This is a genomic window from Prauserella cavernicola, assembly GCF_016595675.1.
Classification (GTDB): domain Bacteria; phylum Actinomycetota; class Actinomycetes; order Mycobacteriales; family Pseudonocardiaceae; genus Prauserella_A; species Prauserella_A cavernicola.
Genome location: NZ_JAENJH010000003.1, coordinates 802,445 through 821,762 on the forward strand (window position 1 = coordinate 802,445; position 19,318 = coordinate 821,762).

Genomic DNA, 19,318 nt, shown 5'->3' on the forward strand with positions numbered 1-19,318 from the left:
TCAGCCCTGCTCGGGCAGCCGAGGGTCCGGCACGGCTCTGATGGCGAGGAATCCGGTGGGCTCGCGGGTGAGCCGCTCGTAGCGGCCGGGGTCGAGCGCCGCGGCCTCGGGTGTGGGCCTCGGTTCGAGCAGGCGTTCCACGAGGAACCCGGCGTCGTGCAGCTCCTCGCACGTCCGCTCCAGCGGGGACACCCAGTGCCGCACCCGCCAGCCCTTGCTCCAGACCTCGTCGATGACGCGCGGGGTGAAGTAGTCGCCGCCGTGCCGGAGCCAGTCGCCGGTGGGGTGCATGCGTGAGAGCACCAGCGCTCCGTCGGGGCGCAGCACCCTGCGCAGCTCCCGCAACGCCCCCATCCGGTTGTCGAGGTACTCCAGCGCGAGCGCGAGCAGGACCAGGTCCATCGAGCTGTCGGGCAGCCAGTCGAGCGGCTCGCCGAGATCGTGCACGCGGAACTCGCCCGAGGGCACCCGTTCGGAGGCCAGCTCGATCATGCGCGGGCTGATGTCCACGCCGGTCACGGTGGCGCCGCGCTCCACGAGCTCATGGGCGTAGAGACCGGGCCCGCACGCCGCGTCCAGCACCCGGCGGCCGGAGACGTCGCCGAGCAGGTCCAGACAGGCGGGCCGGTCGTAGTGCGCGTTGTAGAAGCCGTCGCGCGCGTGGTCGAGGTACTCGTCGGCGAAGTCGTCGTACTGCGGGTCGGTCCCCACCTGCTCGGTCACGCCCGGCAGTCTGCAAGATCAACCGGCGTCACGCACGCGGTTTTCGGCTCAGGCCGCCGGACGCCCGATCCCGGCGAAGGAGTCGCCCGGCTTGCGGTAGTTGTGCACCTGGACCGCCTGGCCGAAGGTCGGCGCGTCGATCATCTGCTGGTTGCCGATGTAGATGCCGACGTGGTGGATCTTGGTGGCCGGGTCGCCGTAGAAGATCAGGTCGCCGAGCTGCGGTTCGTCGTTCTGCGACATCAGCGGCACGCTGTTGTACTGCCAGTGCGCCGTGCGCTCCAGCGTCCGGCCGGCCTCGGCGTAGGCCGCCGTGGTCAGACCGGAGCAGTCGAACCCGGCGTCGCCCTTCTCCTGGCCGTTGCCGCCCCACACGTACGGCAGGCCGATCTTCTCGATCGCGAAGGTCACTGCGGTGAGTGCCTCGCGGTTCGGCGGGGTGCCCTCCACGCCGACCGTGCCGTAGACGTTGGCGGTCGCGAGCACGCGGTGCAGGAACAGCGGGGCGTCCTGCACGGCCGAGACGCCGTCGAGCCACTGCTGGCCGTTGCCCAGGTTGCGGCCGCCGTCGCACAGCGCGCGGGCCGTGGCGAGCGCGGCGTCGTCGACGTCCTGCACGTCGGGTTCCTCGTCGGAGGCGCTGACCCGGTACCGGTCCCACACGTCGGGGGAGAGCTGCATCGGGCCTGCCGCGCCGTCGACCGAGATGACGTCGCCGGAGAAGTCCTTCAGCTCGATCGTGCCGATCGGCCCCGCGGGCTTGCCGTCGTCGCCGAGCTCGCCGCCGGCCCTGCCGTGGTCGGTGGTGGTGCTGCCGATGCCGGCCAGCGTCACCCAGGACAGGTCGCAGCCGGGCTGCTCGTCGCCGAGCCGCACCGTGGCGCCCGCATAGGCGTGCATCGCGCGGCGGGGGATGTCGAGCCAGTCGGCCACCTCGTCGACCCAGCCCTCGAACCGCGGCCCGGACTCGCTCGGCGCGGTGGTCTCGGGCGCGACGGGCGCCGAGCTGGCCGAGGGTGGGGCGGTCGTCGTCGCCGGAGCGGGACGGCCGGTCGCGGCCGCCGCGGCCACCTCCTCGTCGTCCGGCGTCGGCCGGAGCGTCACGACCAGCGCGCCCACGGCCACCACCGCCGCGACGAGCGCCACGATCAGCGTTCGCCTGCGCGGGCGCGTCCGGTTCGCGTCCGGCTCAGTGGGTGCGCTGTGTTCCTCCCCCGACGTCATGGGCCCCAGGATAGAGAGCCGAGGTAGCGACTCGGTGAGGAAGTCGTCAGACTCGCCGTCCGATGAGCCTTTCGAGCAGGAATTCGCGCAGTCCATCGAGGTCGGCGTCCACCGCGACGTCGGTGAACGGCCCGTTCGCGCCGTCGGTGTCGGCCCGCTGAGCCGACCGCCGGACATCGACGACCGTCATGCCCCGCGCCGGGCCGAACGAGCACTCCACCCGTACCGGCAGGCTCTCGGTGCGCAGGATCCCCGGCCGGATCGCCTCGGCGACGGCCACCGCGTCGTGCACGACGATGCCCTCGAAGCCCAGCGCCCTGCGGTAGTGCTCCAGGTAGTCGGGGATGAGCGAGTGCAGGGCCGCGCCGATCGGCCCCGACGCGGCGAGCGCGGAGAGCCAGCTGGCGTCGACGGCGCAGCGATGGGTGAGGTCGAGCGGCACCAGCACGCACGGCACCTCGCCGCCGGCCAGCACCCGGTGCGCGGCCTCGGGGTCGCTCCAGATGTTGAACTCGGCGGCCGCGGTGGTGTTGCCGCGCGCGATCCCGCCACCCATGATCACGAGCCGGTCGATCTTGCTCGCCAGGTGCGGGTGCGCCGCGAGCAGCGCGGCGATGTTGGTCAACGGCCCGATCGGAGCAATCGTCACCGGTTCCTCGGCCGAGGTGAGCAGCTCCGCGAGCAGCGTGACGGCGTCGCTCCGCTCGAGCTCACGGACGGGCTCGGGCAGCACGCCGGAACGGCCGGAGAGCCCGTCGGAGCCGTGCACCGTGCGGGCCTCCCTGGGCTGGTGGTGCACCAGCGGCCTGGCGGCGCCCGCCGCCACCGGTACGTCGTCGCGCTGGCACAGGGCCAGCACCCGCCGGGCGTTGCGCGTGGTGGCCTCGAGCCCCACATTGCCGAACACGGTGGTCACACCCAGCAGGTCGACGTCCTCGCTGAGCGCCGCGAGCGTGAGCGCGAACGCGTCGTCGACGCCGGGATCGGTGTCGATGATCAGCTTGGTCCTCAAGGTCACTCCTCGCATCGGCGTGGTCCGTCCGACAGGTTACGGTCACCCCATGACGTCCATGTGGGGATCGCCGGTGCTGTCCCGGGTGCAGGCGTGGCGGAGGGGGCGCAAGGACCCCGAGCAGGCCAGGTTCCTGACGGTCGACTCGCTGCGCTGGATCGTGCGCAACCGCGCGTTCTCGCCGTGGTATCTGGTGCGGTACTGGCGTCTGCTCAAGTTCCGCGTCACCAACCCGCACGTCGTCCTGCGCGGCATGGTGTTCCTCGGCAAGAACGTCGAGATCCACTGCAGGCCCGGCTACGGCAGGCTCGAGATCGGCCGCTGGGTGCACATCGGCGACGGCAACGCCATCCGCTGCCACGAGGGCTCCCTGCGCATCGGAGACAAGACCGTGTTCGGCAGGCAGAACGTCGTCAACAGCTACCTCGACGTCGAGCTGGGCTCCGCGACGCTCGTGGCGGACTGGGTCTACATCTGCGACTTCGACCACGTCACCGCCGACATCAACCTGCCGATCAAGGACCAGGGGATCATCAAGTCGCCGGTACGGATCGGCCCCGACACCTGGATCGGCACGAAGGTGTCGGTGCTCAAGGGCACGCGCGTGGGCAGGGGCTGCGTGCTCGGCGCCCACGCCGTGGTGCGCGGCGACATCCCCGACTACGCCATCGCGGTGGGCTCGCCCGCGCGCGTGGTGCGCGACCGCAAGGCCGACTACGAGGCCGACGCCGAGCGGCGCGAGGCCGTCAAGGACATGGCCCGCAAGGCGAGCAAGGCGCTGCAGAAGACCCTTGGCGAAGGCTGACGGAGAAGTCCGGACATCAGGGACTTTCCACCGTGATAGTTAGCAGCTATAACTAACTATCACGGTGGCGTCACCGCAACACCACAGCCGACAACCCGCGGGCCTCCCGCGGGTTCCTTGCAGAGCCTGAGGAGTTGCCGTGCCCTCACCACGACGCCCGTTGCTGGCCGCCGTCACAGGCGCCACGTTGCTCGCGCTGGTCAGCGCCACCACGCCGGCCATCGCGCAGCCCGCCTCGGCGGGAGCGCCCGCCGCCGAACAGTGCAGCGACGAGCCGCGCGACCTGCCCGTGCACGAGTTCACCGACCACCGGGAGCTGGGCAACGAGCTCGCCCGCCTCGAACGGGTCAGCGCCGGAGCCGTCGACGTCACCGAGATCGGCAGGAGCAACCGCGGCCGGGAGGTCTGGGCCGCGCGCGTGGGCACCGGGCCCAAGGCCGTGCTGCTCACCAGCGAGATCCACGGCAACGAGAAGACCGGGACCGACGCGATCCTGCAGGTGCTCGACTTCGTCGGCACGAGCGACACCGCCAAGGCCAAACGCATGCGCTCCGAGCTGACGATCGTGGCCATCCCGAAGATGAACCCCGACGGCGCCGAGCTGGACCGCCGGGGCAACGACATGAGGTGGGACGAGGTCACCGCCCGGTTCCCGCAGCTGCGCGGCAGCGAGCCCGCGTGGAACTACTACACCGAGCCGAGGCAGGGCGACGACTACTCGCAGCTGCCCGGCTTCGACGTCAACCGCGACTACAACCCCGACCTGAACTACGAGCCGAAGGCCGAGGACTTCCCCGGCACCTCGGCCGACACGGGCTGGTACATCACGCCGGAGTCGCGGATCGTGCGCGATGTCTACAAGGGCCTGACCGCGGAGTTCGGCAAGGTCGACACGTACGTGGACCTGCACCACCAGGGCGCCTGCTACGTGATGCCCGACGACCCCGACCGGTTCGTCACCATGTCGATCTCGGGCAAGTTCGTGGACGACCCGGCCACCACGCCGGGCTACGAGCAGTACGCCGACACCTACGACCTCGACTACGCGAAGCAGCTCAACGTCGCCGTCTACAACGCACTGCAGGGCAGGGCGAACAACAACCCGTTGTTCGGCAACATCACGCTGTACCCGCAGGACACCAACCTGCCGGGAACCGGGCTCGGCTCGTTCGCGCTCAACGGAAGTGGCTCGGTGTTGTTCGAGGTGCGCGGCCAGACCCAGACGCTCGGCCAGAAGTACCGCACGCAGCTGACCCGCACGGTCTACATCGGACTCGACGGCATGCTGTCGTCGATCGCGAGTGGACAGATCGGCAACCTCGACCCGGCCGTCTACGACAGCATCCCGCCGCGCGGCCCGAGCATCGGTAGCGCGTCCAGGACGGCTACCCACGTGCTCGAGGACTAAACCACTCGGTCGGAGTGTCCGGTTCCTGCCACTGTGCCGAGCGCGATCCGGTTCGCTGTGTTTCGCTGCTGTTGTCAGGAATTTCCGCTGAAAGGAACGACAATGGCTGCGAAGCACTCGATGTCGAACCGGAAAGCTCGGATTCGGCGCACCCTGCGCAACACCGGTCTCACGACCGCGGCAGCGCTCGCGACGGTCGCATTCGTGGCGGCACCCGCCCAGGCCGCCCCCGGCGAAGGCGACGTGCGGGTTCAGGAATGCGGCCTGTCCCAGGTGAACCAGACCTACGAGGTGTGCGGACCCGGCAATCGCTGGGTGTCGATCGCCTTCCACGACAGCATCACGAGGGACAGCGGAATCATGGACAAGTGCTGGGGTCCCGGTGTCTACCAGATGTTCCGCGAGCTCGGCCCGTACCGGCTCGCGGTCACCGCCAACGAAGGCGTTCCGTGCTGAGCTGATCGTCTGTACGACAACGAAGAGCCACCGTCGCCAGAGTCCGAGTAGGACCGGCGACGGTGGCTCTGTTGTTCTCGGGCCTCGTCACCCGGTCGTGTGTCCGGTTCCTGCCGTCGCCACGATCCCGATCCTGGCAGTCGTGTTCCGCTTGTGCTGTCAGGATTTCTCGGCGGAAGGGCAACGACAATGACTGCGAAGCATTCCACGTCGGACCGCGCGGCCCGGATGAGGCGATCACTGCGCAACACCGGTCTCACGATGGCGGCGGCACTCGCGACGGTCGCGTTCGTCGCGGCTCCCGCCCAAGCCGCACCCGTCGGTGGTGACGTGCGGGTTCAGGAATGTGGCCTGTCCCAGGTGAACCAGACCTACGAGGTGTGCGGGCCCGGCAATCGTTGGGTGTCGATCGCCTTCTACGACAGCATCACGAGGGACAGCGGGATCATGGACAAGTGCTGGGGTCCCGGTGTCTACAAGATGTTCAGTGAGCTCGGGCCGTACCGGCTCGCGGTGACGGCCAACGAAGGTGTGCCGTGCTGACACCCGGTCTTGTGTCCGGTTCCTGCCACCTTGTCGAGCGCGTCTCATCGATTCGTGTTTCGCTTGTGAGGTAAGGATTTCTCGGGGAAGGAGAGAGCATGACCGCGAAGCACTCGACGTCGAACCGGAAAACCCGAACGAGGCGCTCCCTGCGAGCCATCGGCCTGACCGGAGCGGCGACACTCGCGACGATCGCGTTCGCGGCCGCGCCGGCCCAGGCCGCGCCGGCCGGAGGTGGCATGCGGGTCCAGGAATGCGGCCTGTCCCAGATCAACCAGACCTACGAGGTGTGCGGGCCGGGCAACCGCGGCGTGGTGATCTCCTACTTCGACAGCAGCGACCGGAGCAGCGGAACCGTGTCGAAGTGCTGGGGTCCCGGGGTCTACCAGATGATCACCGAACTCGGTCCGTTCCGGCTCGCGGTCAACTCCTACGAGGGGATTCCGTGCTGAGCTGAGCCCAGTCGCACAGGGAGAGAGCCACCGTCGCCGATCTGTCAGCAGGTCGGTGACGGTGGCTCTCTGCTGTCCTGCACTGTATGTCTACAGTGGATCTCTCTGCGCTTGAAGGGCTGAGTACATCCACGGGTGTCCTGTTCCTGTCACGTTGTCGCGATCGGCCCCTTTCGACATGTTTCGCTTGTGTGGCCAGGATTTTCTGCGGAAGGAGACGACAATGGCAGCGAAGCCATCACAGTCCAACCGGGAAGAGCGGGCAACGCGCTTCACCATCAGAAATGTCTGCCTGACCGCGGCTGCGGCACTGGCGACAACCGCATTTGTCGCCGCGCCCGCCCACGCGGCGTCCGCGAACGAGGACGTGCGGGTTCAGGAATGCGGCTTGTCTCAGATCAACCAGACCTACGAGGTGTGCGGGCCGGGCAACCGCTGGGTGTCGATCGTGTACTTCGACAGCAGCACCAAGAGCACCGGCAACGTCGACAGGTGCTGGGGCCCCGGCCTGTATCAGATGATCAACGAACTCGGTCCGTTCCGGGTCGGTGTGAACTCGACCGAAGGTGTCCCGTGCTGAGCTGACCTGCGGCGCTACGCGGGAGAAGCCACCGCCGCGGCGGTGGCTTCTCCCGCGTGTCAGGAGTCCGCACGTTTGGGCACGGCGGGGTAGGGCACGAAGGTGCTCGCGTTCTCGTCCACCGTGAGCTGCTTGCCAATCGTCGGGAACGCCCGCTGCGGGCAGGCCGGGCGATCGCACACCTTGCAGCCCATGCCGATGGGCGTCGCGGCGGCACGATCGTCGAGGTCGAGGCCGGTGGAGTAGATGAGCCGCCGCGCGTGCCGCAGTTCGCAGCCGAGACCGACGCTGAACATCTTGCCGGGGCTGCCGTAGCCGCCGATGTTGCGCGAGACCGTGCGCGCGATCCAGAAGTAGCTCTTGCCGTCCGGCAGCGTCGCGATCTGGGTGATGATCTTGCCCGGCGACGTGAACGCCTCGTAGATGCACCACAGTGGACACGCGCCGCCGACGCGGGAGAAGTGGAACCCCGCCGCCGACTGCCGTTTCGACATGTTGCCCGCCCTGTCGACCCGCACGAACGAGAACGGCACGCCGCGCGCCTTGGGCCGTTGCAGCGTCGACAGGCGGTGACACACCGTCTCGAAGCCGACACCGAAGTGGTCGCACAATCGCTCGATGTCGTAGCGGAACTTCTCGGCCGTCGACAGGAATGGGCCGTAGGGCAGGATCAGCGCGCCCGCGAAGTAGTTCGCCAGCCCCACCCTCGCCAGCGAACGCGCGGCCGGTCCGGAGAACGCCCACGAGTCGGCGAGCTCGGTGATCAGGTCGTCGTACTCCAGCACCGCGATCTGCGACGCCATCCGAAAAGCCCGCTGCCCGATGCGCAGGCTCGGCGCCATGCGCAGGATGCGCGCCTCCGGCTCGTAGCGATGCTGCTGGCCCGCGGCCTCGTCGATGCCGTCGCTGGTCACCGTGACTCCGTAGCGGTCGGTGAGGCGGTTGAGCACCGCGCGGTGCACGTCGCCGCGCCTGAGCCCCATCTCGCCGGACATGGTCTCGGCGCGCTCGTCCAGCTCGGCGACGTAGTTCTCCCGCTCGTAGAAGAAGTCGCGCACCTCCTCGTGCGGCAGTGACGCGGCGGCGCTGCCGTGCAGCCCGGTGCCGTTCTCGGCGACCAGTGCGGCCGTGGTCTCCACCGCGTTGCGGTACGTGCGGTGCAGCCGCACCAGTGCCTGGGCGATGCTCGGCAGGTTGGTGGCGAGCTCGTTGAGCTCGCTCGTGGTGGCCTCCAGCCCGATGGCCTCGTCGAGCAGTGCCTCCCGGGTGTCGGCGACGAGCCGCGCGGTGTCGTTGTTGGCGAAGAACTCGGTGTCCACGCCGAACGCCTCGGTGATCCGCAGCAGTACTGGAACGGTCAAGGGCCGGCTGTTGTGCTCGATCTGGTTGAGGTAGCTGGGGCTGATTTCCAGCAGCCTTGCCAGGTCGGCCTGGCTCATCGAGCGGCTCTCGCGCAGATGCCGCAGCCGCGCGCCCGCGAAAGTCTTGTCCACCATTGGACTTCTCCTCGGAGATCTTCCGGCCCTGACCGATCAAGCGACCGGTTCAGTCTGCACATTTTCTGTGACGTGCAAACTACCTCTTCGCAACCTTCGCAACATGCTACGTAGATTTCGCAGAAATTGGCAAATTGGAGCTGTGGTGCCATTTTCGCAGTACATGTCAGTCTCAGGGGGACAGCGAGGCAATCGCAAAGTTTGCAAAGGTGGAGACGTCCAATGGTTCAGAACCTCGAGCAGGCAGCCGCGGAACTGGCGAAGAAGTGGGAGACCGACTCGCGCTGGAACGGCGTGAAGCGGTCCTACACCGCGGCGGACGTGGTCAAGCTGCGCGGCAGCGTTGTCGAGGAGCACACGCTGGCACGGCGTGGCGCCGAGCGGCTCTGGGAGCTGCTGCACACCGAGGACTACGTGCACTCGCTTGGCGCGCTGACGGGCAACCAGGCGGTGCAGCAGGTCCGCGCCGGCCTCAAGGCGATCTACCTCTCGGGCTGGCAGGTGGCCGCCGACGCCAACCTCGCGGGCCAGACCTACCCGGACCAGAGCCTGTACCCGGCCAACTCGGTGCCCGCCGTCGTCCGTCGCATCAACAACGCGCTGGGCAGGGCCGACCAGATCAACTGGGCAGAAGGAAACACCGGCAGCGATGCCACTGACTGGTTCGCCCCGATCGTCGCCGACGCCGAGGCGGGCTTCGGCGGTCCGCTCAACGCGTTCGAGCTGATGAAGGGCATGATCGCGGCGGGAGCCGCCGGTGTGCACTGGGAGGACCAGCTCGCGTCGGAGAAGAAGTGCGGCCACCTGGGTGGCAAGGTGCTGATCCCCACCAAGCAGCACGAGCGCACCCTCAACGCCGCGCGCCTCGCCGCCGACGTGCTCGACGTGCCGAGCCTCGTCGTCGCCCGCACCGACGCCCAGGCCGCCACGCTGATCACCAGTGACGTCGACGAGCGCGACCAGAAGTACCTCACCGGCGAGCGCACGTCGGAGGGCTTCTACAAGGTGCACAACGGAATCCAGCCGTGCATCGACCGCGGCCTCGCCTACGCGGAGTACTCCGACCTGCTGTGGATGGAGACCTCCGAGCCCGACCTCGAGGTCGCCCGCGAGTACGCCGAGGCCATCAAGGCCGAGTTCCCCGACCAGATGCTGGCCTACAACTGCTCGCCGTCGTTCAACTGGAAGAAGCACCTCGACGACGCGACCATCGCCAAGTTCCAGCGCGAGCTCGGCCACATGGGCTACAAGTTCCAGTTCATCACGCTGGCCGGCTTCCACGCGCTGAACCACTCGATGTTCGACCTGGCTCACGGCTACGCCCGCGAGGGCATGACCGCCTACGTCGACCTGCAGGAGCGCGAGTTCGCATCGGAGGAGCGGGGCTACACCGCCACGAAGCACCAGCGCGAGGTCGGCACCGGCTGGTTCGACCAGGTCAGCACCGCGCTGAACCCGGAGAGCTCGACCACCGCGCTCACCGGTTCCACCGAAGAGGCCCAGTTCTAGGCGAGCACCCCGTCCTGGAGGGACGACGAGATGGCTGACACGCTCAACTACCGGCTCGAGGTCGCGGGCCCCGCCGGCGACCGGTTCGACGAGATCCTCACCCCCGCCGCGCTGGAGTTCGTGGCGAAGCTGGACAACGCCTTCGCGGGCCGCAGGCGAGAGCTGCTGGACGCCCGGCGGCGCAGGCGCGACCGGATCGCCTCGGGCGAGGAGCAGCTCGGCTTCCTGCCCGAGACGCGCCGGATCCGTGGCGACGACTCCTGGCAGGTGGCTCCGGTGGCACCGGGGCTCGAGGACCGGCGCGTCGAGATCACCGGCCCCACCGACCGCAAGATGACGGTCAACGCGCTGAACTCCGGTGCGAAGGTGTGGCTGGCCGACTTCGAGGACGCCACCTCGCCGACCTGGAGCAACGTGGTGGGCGGCCAGCTCAACCTGTACGACGCGATCCGGCGCGACATCGACTTCACCGACAAGGGCAAGCACTACACGGTCGGCGACGACCCGGCGACGATCGTCGCCCGGCCGCGTGGCTGGCACCTGGTGGAGAAACACCTCCGGATCGACGGCCGTCCCGTGTCGGCCAGTCTCGTCGACTTCGGCCTCTACTTCTTCCACAACGCCAGGCGGCTCGTGGCCAAGGGCAGCGGACCGTACTTCTACCTGCCCAAGCTCGAGAGCCACCTCGAGGCGCGCCTGTGGAACGACGTGTTCCGCCTCGCGCAGCGGGAGCTCGGTCTGCCCAGGGGCACCATCAGGGCGACCGTGCTGATCGAGACCATCACCGCGGCGTTCGAGATGGACGAGATCCTCTACGAGCTGCGCGAGCACGCCGCGGGGCTCAACGCGGGCAGGTGGGACTACATCTTCAGTCTCATCAAGACCTTCGGCACGGCGGGGCAGAACTACGTGCTGCCCGACCGCGCCGAGGTGACGATGACCGTGCCGTTCATGCGGGCCTATACCGAGCTGCTGGTGCGGACGAGTCACCGGCGCGGGGCGCACGCGATCGGCGGCATGGCGGCGTTCATCCCGAGCAGGGACCCGGAGGTGAACGCGATCGCGCTGGAGAAGGTCCGCCAGGACAAGGAACGCGAGGCCGGTGACGGCTTCGACGGGTCGTGGGTCGCGCACCCCGGCCTGGTCCCGGTGTGCCGCGAGGCGTTCGACAGCGTGCTCGGCGGCTGGCCGAACCAGCTCGGCAGGCTGCGTGACGACGTCGAGGTGACCGAGGCCGACCTGCTCAACGTCGCCGCCACCGGCGGAGAGGTGACCGAGCGGGGGCTGCGGGCCAACATCAACGTGGCGCTGCGCTACGTCGACGCGTGGCTGCAGGGCACGGGCGCCGCGGCGATCTCCGACCTGATGGAGGACGCCGCCACCGCGGAGATCGCTCGCTGCCAGGTGTGGCAGTGGATCCGCAACGGCACGAAGCTCGACGACGGCACGCTGGTCACCCGCCACCTGGTGACGACGTGGCTCGACGAGGAGCTGGCCTCGGTCCGTGCCGACTTCGGTGACGGCTCCCGGCTGGCCGACGCTCGGGAGATCTTCGTCGAGACCGCGCTCGGGGAGAAGCTGCCGAGCTTCCTCACCACGAGCGCCTACGCGCGCTACCTGACCCACGCCACGGCCGGGTAGCCCGCAACCGCGGTGAAGGGCACCTTTCCTGCGTTCAACGCGGTAAAGGTGCCCTTCACCGCGTCCGGGTGGCCTCCAGAACCCGGGAGAGGGCCCGGTGGAGGTCCTCCAGCTCCGACAGTTCCATGCCGAGGCGCTCGACGACCTTGTACGGGATCTTCTCGGCCTCCCGGCGCAGCTCCCGGCCCTGTTCGGTGAGCGCCACGGCCAGGGAGCGTTCGTCGCTGGTGTTGCGCTGCCTGGTGACGTAACCCAGTGCCTCGAGTCGCTTGAGCAGCGGGGACAGCGTCGCGGGCTCCGAGCGCAGTGTCTGGCTCAGGTCCCTGACCGATCTCGGCGAGCGCTCCCACAACGCGAGCAGCACGAGGTACTGCGGGTGGGTCAGCCCGAACGGTTCCAGCAGGGGCCGGTAGATCGCGATGACGCTGCGCGAGGCGACGGACAGGGCGAAGCAGACCTGCCGGTCCAGTGCCAGCGGGTCGTCGCCGAGGTCGATGTCCGTCACGCAGCTCACCTTATCAGTTAGTGCACTAATGGTTAGTATGTTAAGCATGGTGAGGCGACCGAACCCGGTGCAGTGGCTCAGGTACGCGGCGGGCGGCAGACTGCCCGACCACCTGCGCGAGTGGGTGCTGCGCGATGTCACCACGCGCACCTGGTTCCTGCGCGGGGCGGCGCGCAGCTCGCTGCTGGTGCTGCCGCTGTCGTCGGTGTGGCTGCTGCTGCCGGGGCCGCTCGGGCTGCGCCTCTCGTTGTGTCTCATGGCGCTGCTGGTCGGATACTTCTACTCGCTGGCCTACCTGGAGGAGAGCTGCGAGCACAAGCTCGTCAAGCACGGCTACCGCTACGGCTCCGGGCGCGCGACCCGCAACGCGGCGAAGGACGCCCTCGAGGCCGAGGCCCACGCCCGCTACGTGGCCCGCTACCGCAACTGAGCCACCCCGCGTGCGGTGAAGGGCACCTTTACTGCATTGAACGCAGTAAAGGTGCCCTTCACCGCAGTGGGCGCAGTGCCGCGGCCAGCAGGGTTTCCGCCGCGTTGCGGGCCGGGTGGGCCGCGGTCGGCTCGCCCGACATCGCGGCGATCACCGTGGCTCCCTCCACGAGGGTCAGCAGTTGGTCGGCGAGCGCGTCCGGGTCGGCGACGTCGAGCGCGGCCGTGAGCCCGCGCAGGTACTCGCGCAGCGCGTCCTTGTGCGCGCGGTCGACGGCGGCGACGCGGGGTGAGGTCGCGCCCAGCTCGCCGAAGGAGTTGATGAACGCGCAGCCGCGGAAGCCGTCCTCGCCGAACCACTCGTGCAGCCAGTCGAACACCGCGAGCGGAGCCTCGTCGGGCGTGCGTGCGTGGCGCTCGACGTGATCGGCCAGCGAGCGCCGCCACCGCTCATCGCGGCGCGCCAGGTAGGCCTCGACGAGGTTCTCCTTCGACGGGAAGCACTGGTACAGCCGCTTGAGCGAGACGCCGGAACGCGCGCGGATCGTGTCCATGCCGACGGTGTGGATGCCGCGTCCGTAGAACTCGTGCTCGGCGGCGTCGAGCAGTCGTGTGGTGGCTTCGTCGAGATCCATGTGCTCACCCCTGGTGCGGAGAACCAACGTTCTCTAGCCTAGACGGCCAGTGGAGAACGATGGTTCTCCTCCGAGCGTGGAGAGTGAGACCATGTCGCGTCCCCCGTTTCCCCCGTTCGACGAGAGCACCGCGGCGAAGAAGGTCCAGGCCGCCGAGGACGCCTGGAACACCCGCGACCCCGAACGCGTCGCGCTCGCCTACACCGAGGATTCCGTGTGGCGCAACCGCGATCGCCACGTCGTCGGACGCGCGCGGATCGTGGAGTTCCTGCGCGACAAGTGGGAGCGCGAGCTGGACTACGCGCTGCGCAAGGAACTGTGGGGCTTCCGCGGCAACCGCATCGCGGTGCGGTTCCAGTACGAGTGCCACGACGCCTCGGGGCAGTGGTGGCGCAGCTACGGCAACGAGCTCTGGGAGTTCAGTGACGACGGACTGATGCGCCGCCGGGAGGCGAGCATCAACGACCACCGCATCGACGAGTCACAACGGCGCATCCGCGGTCCGAGGCCGGAGAGCGAGCACGGCCTGCTGTTGCCCGTGTTCTAGGGCTCGAAGGCGTTGCCCGTGGCGATCTTCGGCCTGCCGAGCACCTGCTGCTCGCCGACCCTCGCCCTGCGGTAGACCCGTGCCGTGGCCGCCGCGATCCGCGCCCAGTCGAAGTCGGCCGCCAGGCGCGATTGCGCCGCCTGCGCTCGCACCCCGGCCGCGTCGGCGTCGGCGAGCACGGTGTCCACCGCCGAGGCGATGGCGGGGACATCACCCGGCTCGAATGCCAGCCCGGTCTCGCCGTGCAGCACCACCTCGCCGAGCCCGCCCGCCGTGGACGCCACCAGTGGGCGTTTCGCGGCGGCGGCCTCCAACGCGACGATGCCGAACGGCTCGTACCTGCTGGGCAGCACCACGGCGTCGGACGCCGCCAGCACGGCCCGCAGCTCGCGGTCCGACAGGTGCCCGACGAAGTCCACCGCGCGCACCAGCCGCAGCTTGCGGGCCTGCTCGACGAGCTCGTCGAGATGCCTTCCCTTGCCTGCCACCACCAGCCGGGTGCCCGGGTGGCGCTTGCGGATCGACGGCAGTGCGGCCACCAGGTCCTGCACGCCCTTCTCCCACTCGAGCCTGCCGAAGTAGAGCAGCAGCGGCGCGCCGCCCGAGCTGTGCTTCTCACGGGCCAGCGCGATCTCGTCGGCCGGCACGCGCCACGTGCGTTCCTCGATGCCGTTGTGGATCACGGTGATGCCGCCGGGGGAGACCTCGAACAGGTGTGCCACCTCGCTGCGCATCGCCTGTGAGCACGTGATCAGCTCGTCGCAGCGGTTGGCCAGCCACCATTCGACCGAGTGCACCTGCTGGTTGAGCGCGTGCGAGAGCCAGCCGGAGTGCCTGCCCGCCTCGGTGGCGTGGATGGTGCCCACCAGCGGCACACGCGCGGCGTCGGCGAGCGCGATCGCGGGATGCGTGACCAGCCAGTCGTGCGCGTGCACCACGTCGGGCCGCCAGGTCCGCAGGAGGTCGTTGCCCGCGCGCACCATCGCGTGGCCCATCGCGAGCGTCCACGCGACCAGGTCGCGTTCGAAGGTCACGTGCATCGGGTCCTCGGCCACCCGGATGATCCGCACGCCCTCCACGACGCGGTCGGTCGCCGGATGCGTCTCGGCGTCGGTCCCCGCGACGTGCCGGCACAGCACGGTCACGTCGTGCCCGCCCTGCACCAGATGCCGAGCCAGTGCGTGGACATGCCGGGCGAGCCCACCGACCACCACCGGCGGGTACTCCCACGAGAGCATCAGCACGCGCATAGGTGGAGGTTACTCACGAGTCGCATCAGGTGTGCGACACGTCCGCGTTGCTCTGCCACTATCGAAGACGATGACGACACCACCAGTGCTTTCGACACCGTGGACCGATCGAGCAGAGCAGGACGGCCGGGTCCTGCCCGACTATCCGAGGCCCCAGCTGGTGCGTGAGCACTGGCTCAACCTCAACGGCCGGTGGGAGTTCTCCAGCCGCTCGGCCGATGGCCAGGAACACCGGGGCGAGCAGATCCTCGTGCCGTTCCCGCCCGAGTCGGCGCTGTCCGGCATCGGCAGGCCCGCCGAGCGGCTCTGGTACCGCCGGACCTTCGAGGTGCCGCCCGGCTGGCGGTCGGGACGGGTGCTGCTGCACTTCGGTGCCGTCGACCAGGTGGCGACGGTGTGGGTGAACCACCAGCTCGTCGCGCGGCACGAGGGCGGCTACTCGGCCTTCCACGCCGACATCACCGACGTCCTGCGGCCCGACGGTGAGCAGGAGCTGGTGGTGCGCGCCGACGACGAGGGCAACCGCGGCACGTTCCCGGTCGGCAAGCAGGCCAACCAGCCCGCCGGGATCCTCTACACCGGTACGTCCGGCATCTGGCAGACGGTGTGGCTGGAGGCCGTGCCGCCGGTGCACGTCGAGCGCCTCGACATCGGCTCCGACCTGCGCGGTCTCGACGTCACCGCGCACGTCGCGCGCCCGGCGGGGCAGCGGGTGGAGGTCGTGGCCGCCGAACCTGGCGGCGCGGAGGTGGCCCGCGCGAGTGGTGACCCCGGCGAGCCGATCCGGCTCGACGTCGCGCACCCGCGCCTGTGGAGCCCCGACGACCCGTACCTGTACGACCTGCTCGTGCGGGTGCTCGGCGAGGACGGCGCCGTGGTGGACGAGGTCACGAGCTACGCGGGCCTGCGCACGGTGGGCCTGGTTCGCGACACCGAGGGCAGGCCCCGGATCGCGCTGAACGGGCGCATCACCTTTCAGCACGGCCCGCTCGACCAGGGCTACTGGCCGGACGGGATCTACACCGCGCCGACCGACGAGGCGCTGCGGTTCGACCTGGAGCAGACCAGAGAGCTCGGCTTCAACACGGTCCGCAAGCACGCCAAGGTGGAGCCCGCTCGCTGGTACTACTGGACCGATCGGCTCGGATTGCTGGTGTGGCAGGACATTCCGTCGTTGCCGGTGGTGCTGGACAACCCGCCAGGGCCGCAGGCGGCGCCGGTGGAGGTCTCGCAGCGCCGGTTCGAGGCGGAGCTGGCCGCGATCGTCACGCAGCTGCGCGGAGTCACCTCGATCGTCGCGTGGGTCCCGTTCAACGAGGGCTGGGGCGAGTACGACACCGCGCGCGTCGCCAAGGAGCTCAAGGAGATGGACCCGGCTCGGCTCGTGGTCGCCGACAGCGGCGTCAACTGCTGCCACTCCCACCCCGACTCGGGCGCGGGCGACGTCTACGACGACCACACCTACGTCGGACCGGGACGGCCGCTGGTGCACGACCACCGCGCGACCGTCGACGGCGAGTACGGCGGACTCGGGCTGGTGCTCGAGGGCCACGTCTGGCCCGGTGAGCCGATGGCCTACGAGATGACGACGACCCAGGACGAGCTGACCCGGCGCTACGCGGAGGTCAGCGAGGACCTGGAGACGGTCGTGCGCGGGCTCGGGCTCTCCGGTGCCATCTACACGCAGACCACCGACGTCGAGAACGAGGTCAACGGACTGCTGACCTACGACCGCAGGATCGTGAAGGTGACGCTGTCCGTGGCCGCCGAGCGCAACCGCGCGGTGATCGCCGCGGGCGCGGTCGATCGCGCAGACTAAGCGTTCCCGCCGAGTCCGCGCGCGTCGAGGTGGCCGAACGGCCGCGCCAGCGCACCGAACGCGGCGGCCCTGGCCGTCGCGTTCGGGTCACCCGCCGCGCGCAGGCGGACCAGTTCGTCGAAGCGCGCGGTGTGCTCGCTCGCGCGCCTGCGCGCGTAGTCGGCGGCGGAGTCCTTGGTGACCATGAACGCCCAGTCGCTCGACAGAGCCAGTAGCGCCTCGGTGACCAGCTGGTCGGCCACCGCGTCCCGGCCCTGCCCCGCCACGTCCACGGCGAGCAGCCGCCGTTGCAGCTCCGCGTTGGCGGCCACCATGTCGGCCACCTGCTCGCCGTCCCAGACTCGCCAGTCCTTGCCGGAGCCCCACGACGACGCGGGCAGCTCGACGGGCCCGGCGACGTGGCCTGCCTCGACGGCGCCGCGCAGGGTCGTCACCCGCACGCCGGCCTCCGGCAGCGCCCGCAGCACGCCCTCCAGCCAGGCGGGACCCTCGTGCCACCAGTGGCCGAACAGCTCGGTGTCGTAGGCGGCCACCACGAGCGCCTCCCGTCCGTGCTGGGCACGCAGCTCGCGCAGCCTGGTGACGACGGTGTCCACGAAGTCCTTCACGTGCAGGCGCAGCGTGTCCGCCGCGAGCGCGGGATCGTAGGGCGCCTTGTCCGCGGGTTCGATGTGCTTGCCGGTGACGCGCGAGGGCTTGAGGCCCACCTCGTGCGCCCACGTGTGGAAGTCGCGGTAGGCCGCGTGTCCCGGGTATCCCGCCTTCGGCGACCACACGCGGTAGGTGACCTCGAGGTCTCGGCCGAAGGCCACCACGTCGGACTCGCCGACCATGCGCGCCGCGGAGGTGTCCCCGCGCAGCGAGGGACCGTCGACGAGGAACCGCCGCACGCCCGCGTCGGCGTAACCGCGTTCCATGCCGGGCGCGTACCCGCATTCGGGAGCCCAGATGCCCTCAGGCCTGCGGCCGGTGCGCAGCGCGGTGTCGGAGAGGCCGCCGCTCAGCGCGAACGAGCGCACGCGCTCGTCCAGCAGCGGCTGGAAGGGATGCGTCAGCGGGCCACCGAGCAGCTCCACGACATCACTGTCCACAAGCGAGCGCAGAATCGGGGAGAAACCGTGGCGCCAGCGGCCTTCGAACTCGTCGAGTGCGCCCATTGCGGTGCGGTGCTCGGCGGCGGCGAGGTCGGACAGCAACGGGTCCCCAGGCCACAACGTCGCCGCGTGCTCCGCGCGCAGTCGCCAGTGGCCGAGCCAGTCGTGAAACGCCCTCAGGCTGTACGGATCGTCGAGCTGCGCGGCGAGCACGGGCGTGACGCCGAGTGTGAGCACGTCGCGCCTGCCCTCGTCGGCGAAGCGCCGCAACAGGTCCACGACCGGCAGGTACGAGTGCGCCCACGCCTGGTAGAGCCATTCCTCGCCAACGGGCCAGCTGCCGTGGTGGGCCAGCCACGGCAGGTGGCTGTGCAGGACCAGGCAGAACGTTCCCTCGCGCTCGTTCACGGGCGCACCGCCACGGCGACCAGGTCGAGGCTCGCGTCCAGATCGGCGCCGTGGATCGCGAAGTCGGCGGCCGTGATGGCGGTGACGTCGGCGAGCAGCGCCTCGGGCCAGCTCGCCTGCCCGGGCAGACTGCCCAGTACGACGTCGAGCTGAGCGTCGATGATCGACCCGCCGTAGCGCTCGTCGAGCGCGCGTACCCCGGGCCCGTGGTGCAGACCGTGCACCAACTCCACCTCGAACCCGGAGTCGCGCAGTAGATTGTCCAGTTCGGACGGTGCGAGTTCCCTGGTGTGGTAGGGATTCAGCGGAGTGTCGCTGTCGGGAGTGAACGTGAGCCGGTTGGGTGTGGTGACGAGCAGCCGGCCACCGGGACGCAGCACTCTGGCGCATTCGGCGAGGAAGCCGTCCTGGTCCCAGAGGTGCTCGATCACCTGGAAGTTGGCGACGACGTCGATGGTGCCCTCCGCCACGGGCAGGAAGGCCAGGTTGCCACGCACCGGATCGATGCGGGGATAGCGACGTTTGACGTGAGCTGTGGTCTGTTCGTCGTAGTCGAGCGCGAGCACGCGCGCGGCGTGCTCGGCGATCAGCGAGGCGCCGTAGCCCTCACCGCAGCCGGCCTCGAGCACGACGGCATTGGAGCAGTAGGGCAGCAACGCCAGGTAGGCGGCTTCGTGGCGGGTGTACCAGTAGTTCTCCTCCGGCACTCCCGGCACGGTCCGCTCACCGGTGAGGTGCAGGGCCTCGGCGCGTGTCGACGTCACGCGCCGAGGGTAGCGGCG

The 19,318-nt window shown here is 69.6% G+C and carries 20 protein-coding genes; 11 read left to right on the top strand and 9 right to left on the bottom strand.

Features of this window, described 5'->3' with window-relative positions:
• The 3 genes from JHE00_RS17250 to JHE00_RS17260 are packed head-to-tail and all read right to left on the bottom strand — an operon-like array spanning position 1 to position 2,959.
• Positions 1–723 (bottom strand): class I SAM-dependent methyltransferase, encoded by a 723-nt coding sequence (locus JHE00_RS17250; RefSeq protein WP_200319064.1) that lies wholly within the window; start codon positions 721–723, stop codon positions 1–3.
• Between the two features lie 48 nt (positions 724–771).
• Positions 772–1,947, bottom strand: a complete 1,176-nt coding sequence (locus JHE00_RS17255; RefSeq protein ID WP_200319065.1) for a C40 family peptidase — start codon at positions 1,945–1,947, stop codon at positions 772–774.
• Positions 1,948–1,993: 46 nt separating this feature from the next.
• Positions 1,994–2,959, bottom strand: a complete 966-nt coding sequence (locus tag JHE00_RS17260) for a nucleoside hydrolase (protein ID WP_200319066.1) — start codon at positions 2,957–2,959, stop codon at positions 1,994–1,996.
• 49 nt (positions 2,960–3,008) lie between these two features.
• On the opposite strand from JHE00_RS17260, the gene JHE00_RS17265 reads away from it, so the two are divergent.
• The 6 genes from JHE00_RS17265 to JHE00_RS17290 all read left to right on the top strand — a co-directional run bounded on the left by JHE00_RS17265 (position 3,009) and on the right by JHE00_RS17290 (position 7,203).
• On the top strand, positions 3,009–3,764 hold the full coding sequence (locus JHE00_RS17265; protein ID WP_200319067.1) for an acyltransferase: 756 nt from the start codon (positions 3,009–3,011) through the stop codon (positions 3,762–3,764).
• A 139-nt stretch (positions 3,765–3,903) separates the two neighbouring features.
• Complete coding sequence (locus JHE00_RS17270; RefSeq protein ID WP_200319068.1) at positions 3,904–5,172, top strand: M14 family zinc carboxypeptidase; 1,269 nt, start codon at positions 3,904–3,906, stop codon at positions 5,170–5,172.
• Positions 5,173–5,274: 102 nt separating this feature from the next.
• Positions 5,275–5,628 carry a hypothetical protein gene (locus JHE00_RS17275; RefSeq protein ID WP_200319069.1) on the top strand — a complete coding sequence of 118 codons (354 nt, stop codon included), beginning with the start codon at positions 5,275–5,277 and terminating at the stop codon, positions 5,626–5,628.
• A 189-nt stretch (positions 5,629–5,817) separates the two neighbouring features.
• A complete protein-coding gene (locus JHE00_RS17280) occupies positions 5,818–6,171 on the top strand; it encodes a hypothetical protein (protein ID WP_200319070.1) in 354 nt (117 codons plus the stop codon).
• Positions 6,172–6,269: 98 nt separating this feature from the next.
• Entirely contained in the window at positions 6,270–6,623 is a 354-nt protein-coding gene (locus tag JHE00_RS17285; RefSeq protein WP_200319071.1) for a hypothetical protein, read from the top strand.
• Between the two features lie 223 nt (positions 6,624–6,846).
• Positions 6,847–7,203, top strand: coding sequence for a hypothetical protein (locus tag JHE00_RS17290; RefSeq protein ID WP_200319072.1), 357 nt, complete (start codon positions 6,847–6,849; stop codon positions 7,201–7,203).
• Positions 7,204–7,262: 59 nt separating this feature from the next.
• On the opposite strand, the gene JHE00_RS17295 is transcribed toward JHE00_RS17290, so the two are convergent.
• The gene (locus JHE00_RS17295) at positions 7,263–8,696 is read right to left on the bottom strand and encodes a short-chain fatty acyl-CoA regulator family protein (RefSeq protein ID WP_200319379.1); all 1,434 of its coding nucleotides are present in this window, start codon (positions 8,694–8,696) and stop codon (positions 7,263–7,265) included.
• Positions 8,697–8,921: 225 nt separating this feature from the next.
• Here JHE00_RS17295 and aceA point away from each other — a divergent pair, with 225 nt between their 5' ends.
• Together aceA and aceB are read left to right on the top strand one after the other, a co-directional pair.
• Positions 8,922–10,208 carry an isocitrate lyase gene (aceA, locus tag JHE00_RS17300; RefSeq protein ID WP_200319073.1) on the top strand — a complete coding sequence of 429 codons (1,287 nt, stop codon included), beginning with the start codon at positions 8,922–8,924 and terminating at the stop codon, positions 10,206–10,208.
• 30 nt (positions 10,209–10,238) lie between these two features.
• Entirely contained in the window at positions 10,239–11,849 is a 1,611-nt protein-coding gene (gene aceB / locus JHE00_RS17305; RefSeq protein ID WP_200319074.1) for a malate synthase A, read from the top strand.
• A 55-nt stretch (positions 11,850–11,904) separates the two neighbouring features.
• On the opposite strand, the gene JHE00_RS17310 is transcribed toward aceB, so the two are convergent.
• A complete protein-coding gene (locus tag JHE00_RS17310; RefSeq protein WP_307831971.1) occupies positions 11,905–12,354 on the bottom strand; it encodes a MarR family winged helix-turn-helix transcriptional regulator in 450 nt (149 codons plus the stop codon).
• A gap of 37 nt (positions 12,355–12,391) precedes the next feature.
• On the opposite strand from JHE00_RS17310, the gene JHE00_RS17315 reads away from it, so the two are divergent.
• Positions 12,392–12,784, top strand: a complete 393-nt coding sequence (locus JHE00_RS17315) for a DUF5313 family protein (protein WP_200319076.1) — start codon at positions 12,392–12,394, stop codon at positions 12,782–12,784.
• A 58-nt stretch (positions 12,785–12,842) separates the two neighbouring features.
• Here JHE00_RS17315 and JHE00_RS17320 read toward each other — a convergent pair whose 3' ends face one another.
• A complete protein-coding gene (locus JHE00_RS17320; protein ID WP_200319077.1) occupies positions 12,843–13,418 on the bottom strand; it encodes a TetR/AcrR family transcriptional regulator in 576 nt (191 codons plus the stop codon).
• Between the two features lie 91 nt (positions 13,419–13,509).
• Here JHE00_RS17320 and JHE00_RS17325 point away from each other — a divergent pair, with 91 nt between their 5' ends.
• The gene (locus JHE00_RS17325; protein WP_200319078.1) at positions 13,510–13,965 is read left to right on the top strand and encodes a nuclear transport factor 2 family protein; all 456 of its coding nucleotides are present in this window, start codon (positions 13,510–13,512) and stop codon (positions 13,963–13,965) included.
• On the opposite strand, the gene JHE00_RS17330 is transcribed toward JHE00_RS17325, so the two are convergent.
• Complete coding sequence (locus JHE00_RS17330) at positions 13,962–15,215, bottom strand: glycosyltransferase family 4 protein (RefSeq protein WP_200319079.1); 1,254 nt, start codon at positions 15,213–15,215, stop codon at positions 13,962–13,964. The genes JHE00_RS17325 and JHE00_RS17330 overlap by 4 nt on opposite strands.
• Positions 15,216–15,285: 70 nt before the next feature.
• Here JHE00_RS17330 and JHE00_RS17335 point away from each other — a divergent pair, with 70 nt between their 5' ends.
• The gene (locus JHE00_RS17335; protein ID WP_200319080.1) at positions 15,286–17,034 is read left to right on the top strand and encodes a glycoside hydrolase family 2 protein; all 1,749 of its coding nucleotides are present in this window, start codon (positions 15,286–15,288) and stop codon (positions 17,032–17,034) included.
• On the opposite strand, the gene JHE00_RS17340 is transcribed toward JHE00_RS17335, so the two are convergent.
• Both JHE00_RS17340 and JHE00_RS17345 read right to left on the bottom strand, forming a co-directional pair.
• Entirely contained in the window at positions 17,031–18,536 is a 1,506-nt protein-coding gene (locus JHE00_RS17340) for a 1,4-alpha-glucan branching protein domain-containing protein (RefSeq protein ID WP_200319081.1), read from the bottom strand. The genes JHE00_RS17335 and JHE00_RS17340 overlap by 4 nt on opposite strands.
• Entirely contained in the window at positions 18,533–19,300 is a 768-nt protein-coding gene (locus tag JHE00_RS17345; RefSeq protein WP_200319082.1) for a class I SAM-dependent methyltransferase, read from the bottom strand. Before JHE00_RS17345 ends, JHE00_RS17340 begins: the two co-directional genes overlap by 4 nt.
• Between the last annotated feature and the right edge of the window lie 18 nt (positions 19,301–19,318).

Excerpts from the sequence above, each read along its gene's own strand:
- JHE00_RS17255 (WP_200319065.1), bottom strand. The coding sequence starts at position 1,947 with ATGACGTCGGGGGAGGAACACAGCGCACCCACTGAGCCGGACGCGAAC.
- JHE00_RS17265 (WP_200319067.1), top strand. The coding sequence starts at position 3,009 with ATGACGTCCATGTGGGGATCGCCGGTGCTGTCCCGGGTGCAGGCGTGG.
- JHE00_RS17275 (WP_200319069.1), top strand. The coding sequence starts at position 5,275 with ATGGCTGCGAAGCACTCGATGTCGAACCGGAAAGCTCGGATTCGGCGC.
- JHE00_RS17280 (WP_200319070.1), top strand. The coding sequence starts at position 5,818 with ATGACTGCGAAGCATTCCACGTCGGACCGCGCGGCCCGGATGAGGCGA.
- JHE00_RS17285 (WP_200319071.1), top strand. The coding sequence starts at position 6,270 with ATGACCGCGAAGCACTCGACGTCGAACCGGAAAACCCGAACGAGGCGC.
- JHE00_RS17290 (WP_200319072.1), top strand. The coding sequence starts at position 6,847 with ATGGCAGCGAAGCCATCACAGTCCAACCGGGAAGAGCGGGCAACGCGC.
- aceA (WP_200319073.1), top strand. The coding sequence starts at position 8,922 with ATGGTTCAGAACCTCGAGCAGGCAGCCGCGGAACTGGCGAAGAAGTGG.
- aceB (WP_200319074.1), top strand. The coding sequence starts at position 10,239 with ATGGCTGACACGCTCAACTACCGGCTCGAGGTCGCGGGCCCCGCCGGC.
- JHE00_RS17315 (WP_200319076.1), top strand. The coding sequence starts at position 12,392 with ATGTTAAGCATGGTGAGGCGACCGAACCCGGTGCAGTGGCTCAGGTAC.
- JHE00_RS17320 (WP_200319077.1), bottom strand. The coding sequence starts at position 13,418 with ATGGATCTCGACGAAGCCACCACACGACTGCTCGACGCCGCCGAGCAC.
- JHE00_RS17325 (WP_200319078.1), top strand. The coding sequence starts at position 13,510 with ATGTCGCGTCCCCCGTTTCCCCCGTTCGACGAGAGCACCGCGGCGAAG.
- JHE00_RS17330 (WP_200319079.1), bottom strand. The coding sequence starts at position 15,215 with ATGCGCGTGCTGATGCTCTCGTGGGAGTACCCGCCGGTGGTGGTCGGT.
- JHE00_RS17335 (WP_200319080.1), top strand. The coding sequence starts at position 15,286 with ATGACGACACCACCAGTGCTTTCGACACCGTGGACCGATCGAGCAGAG.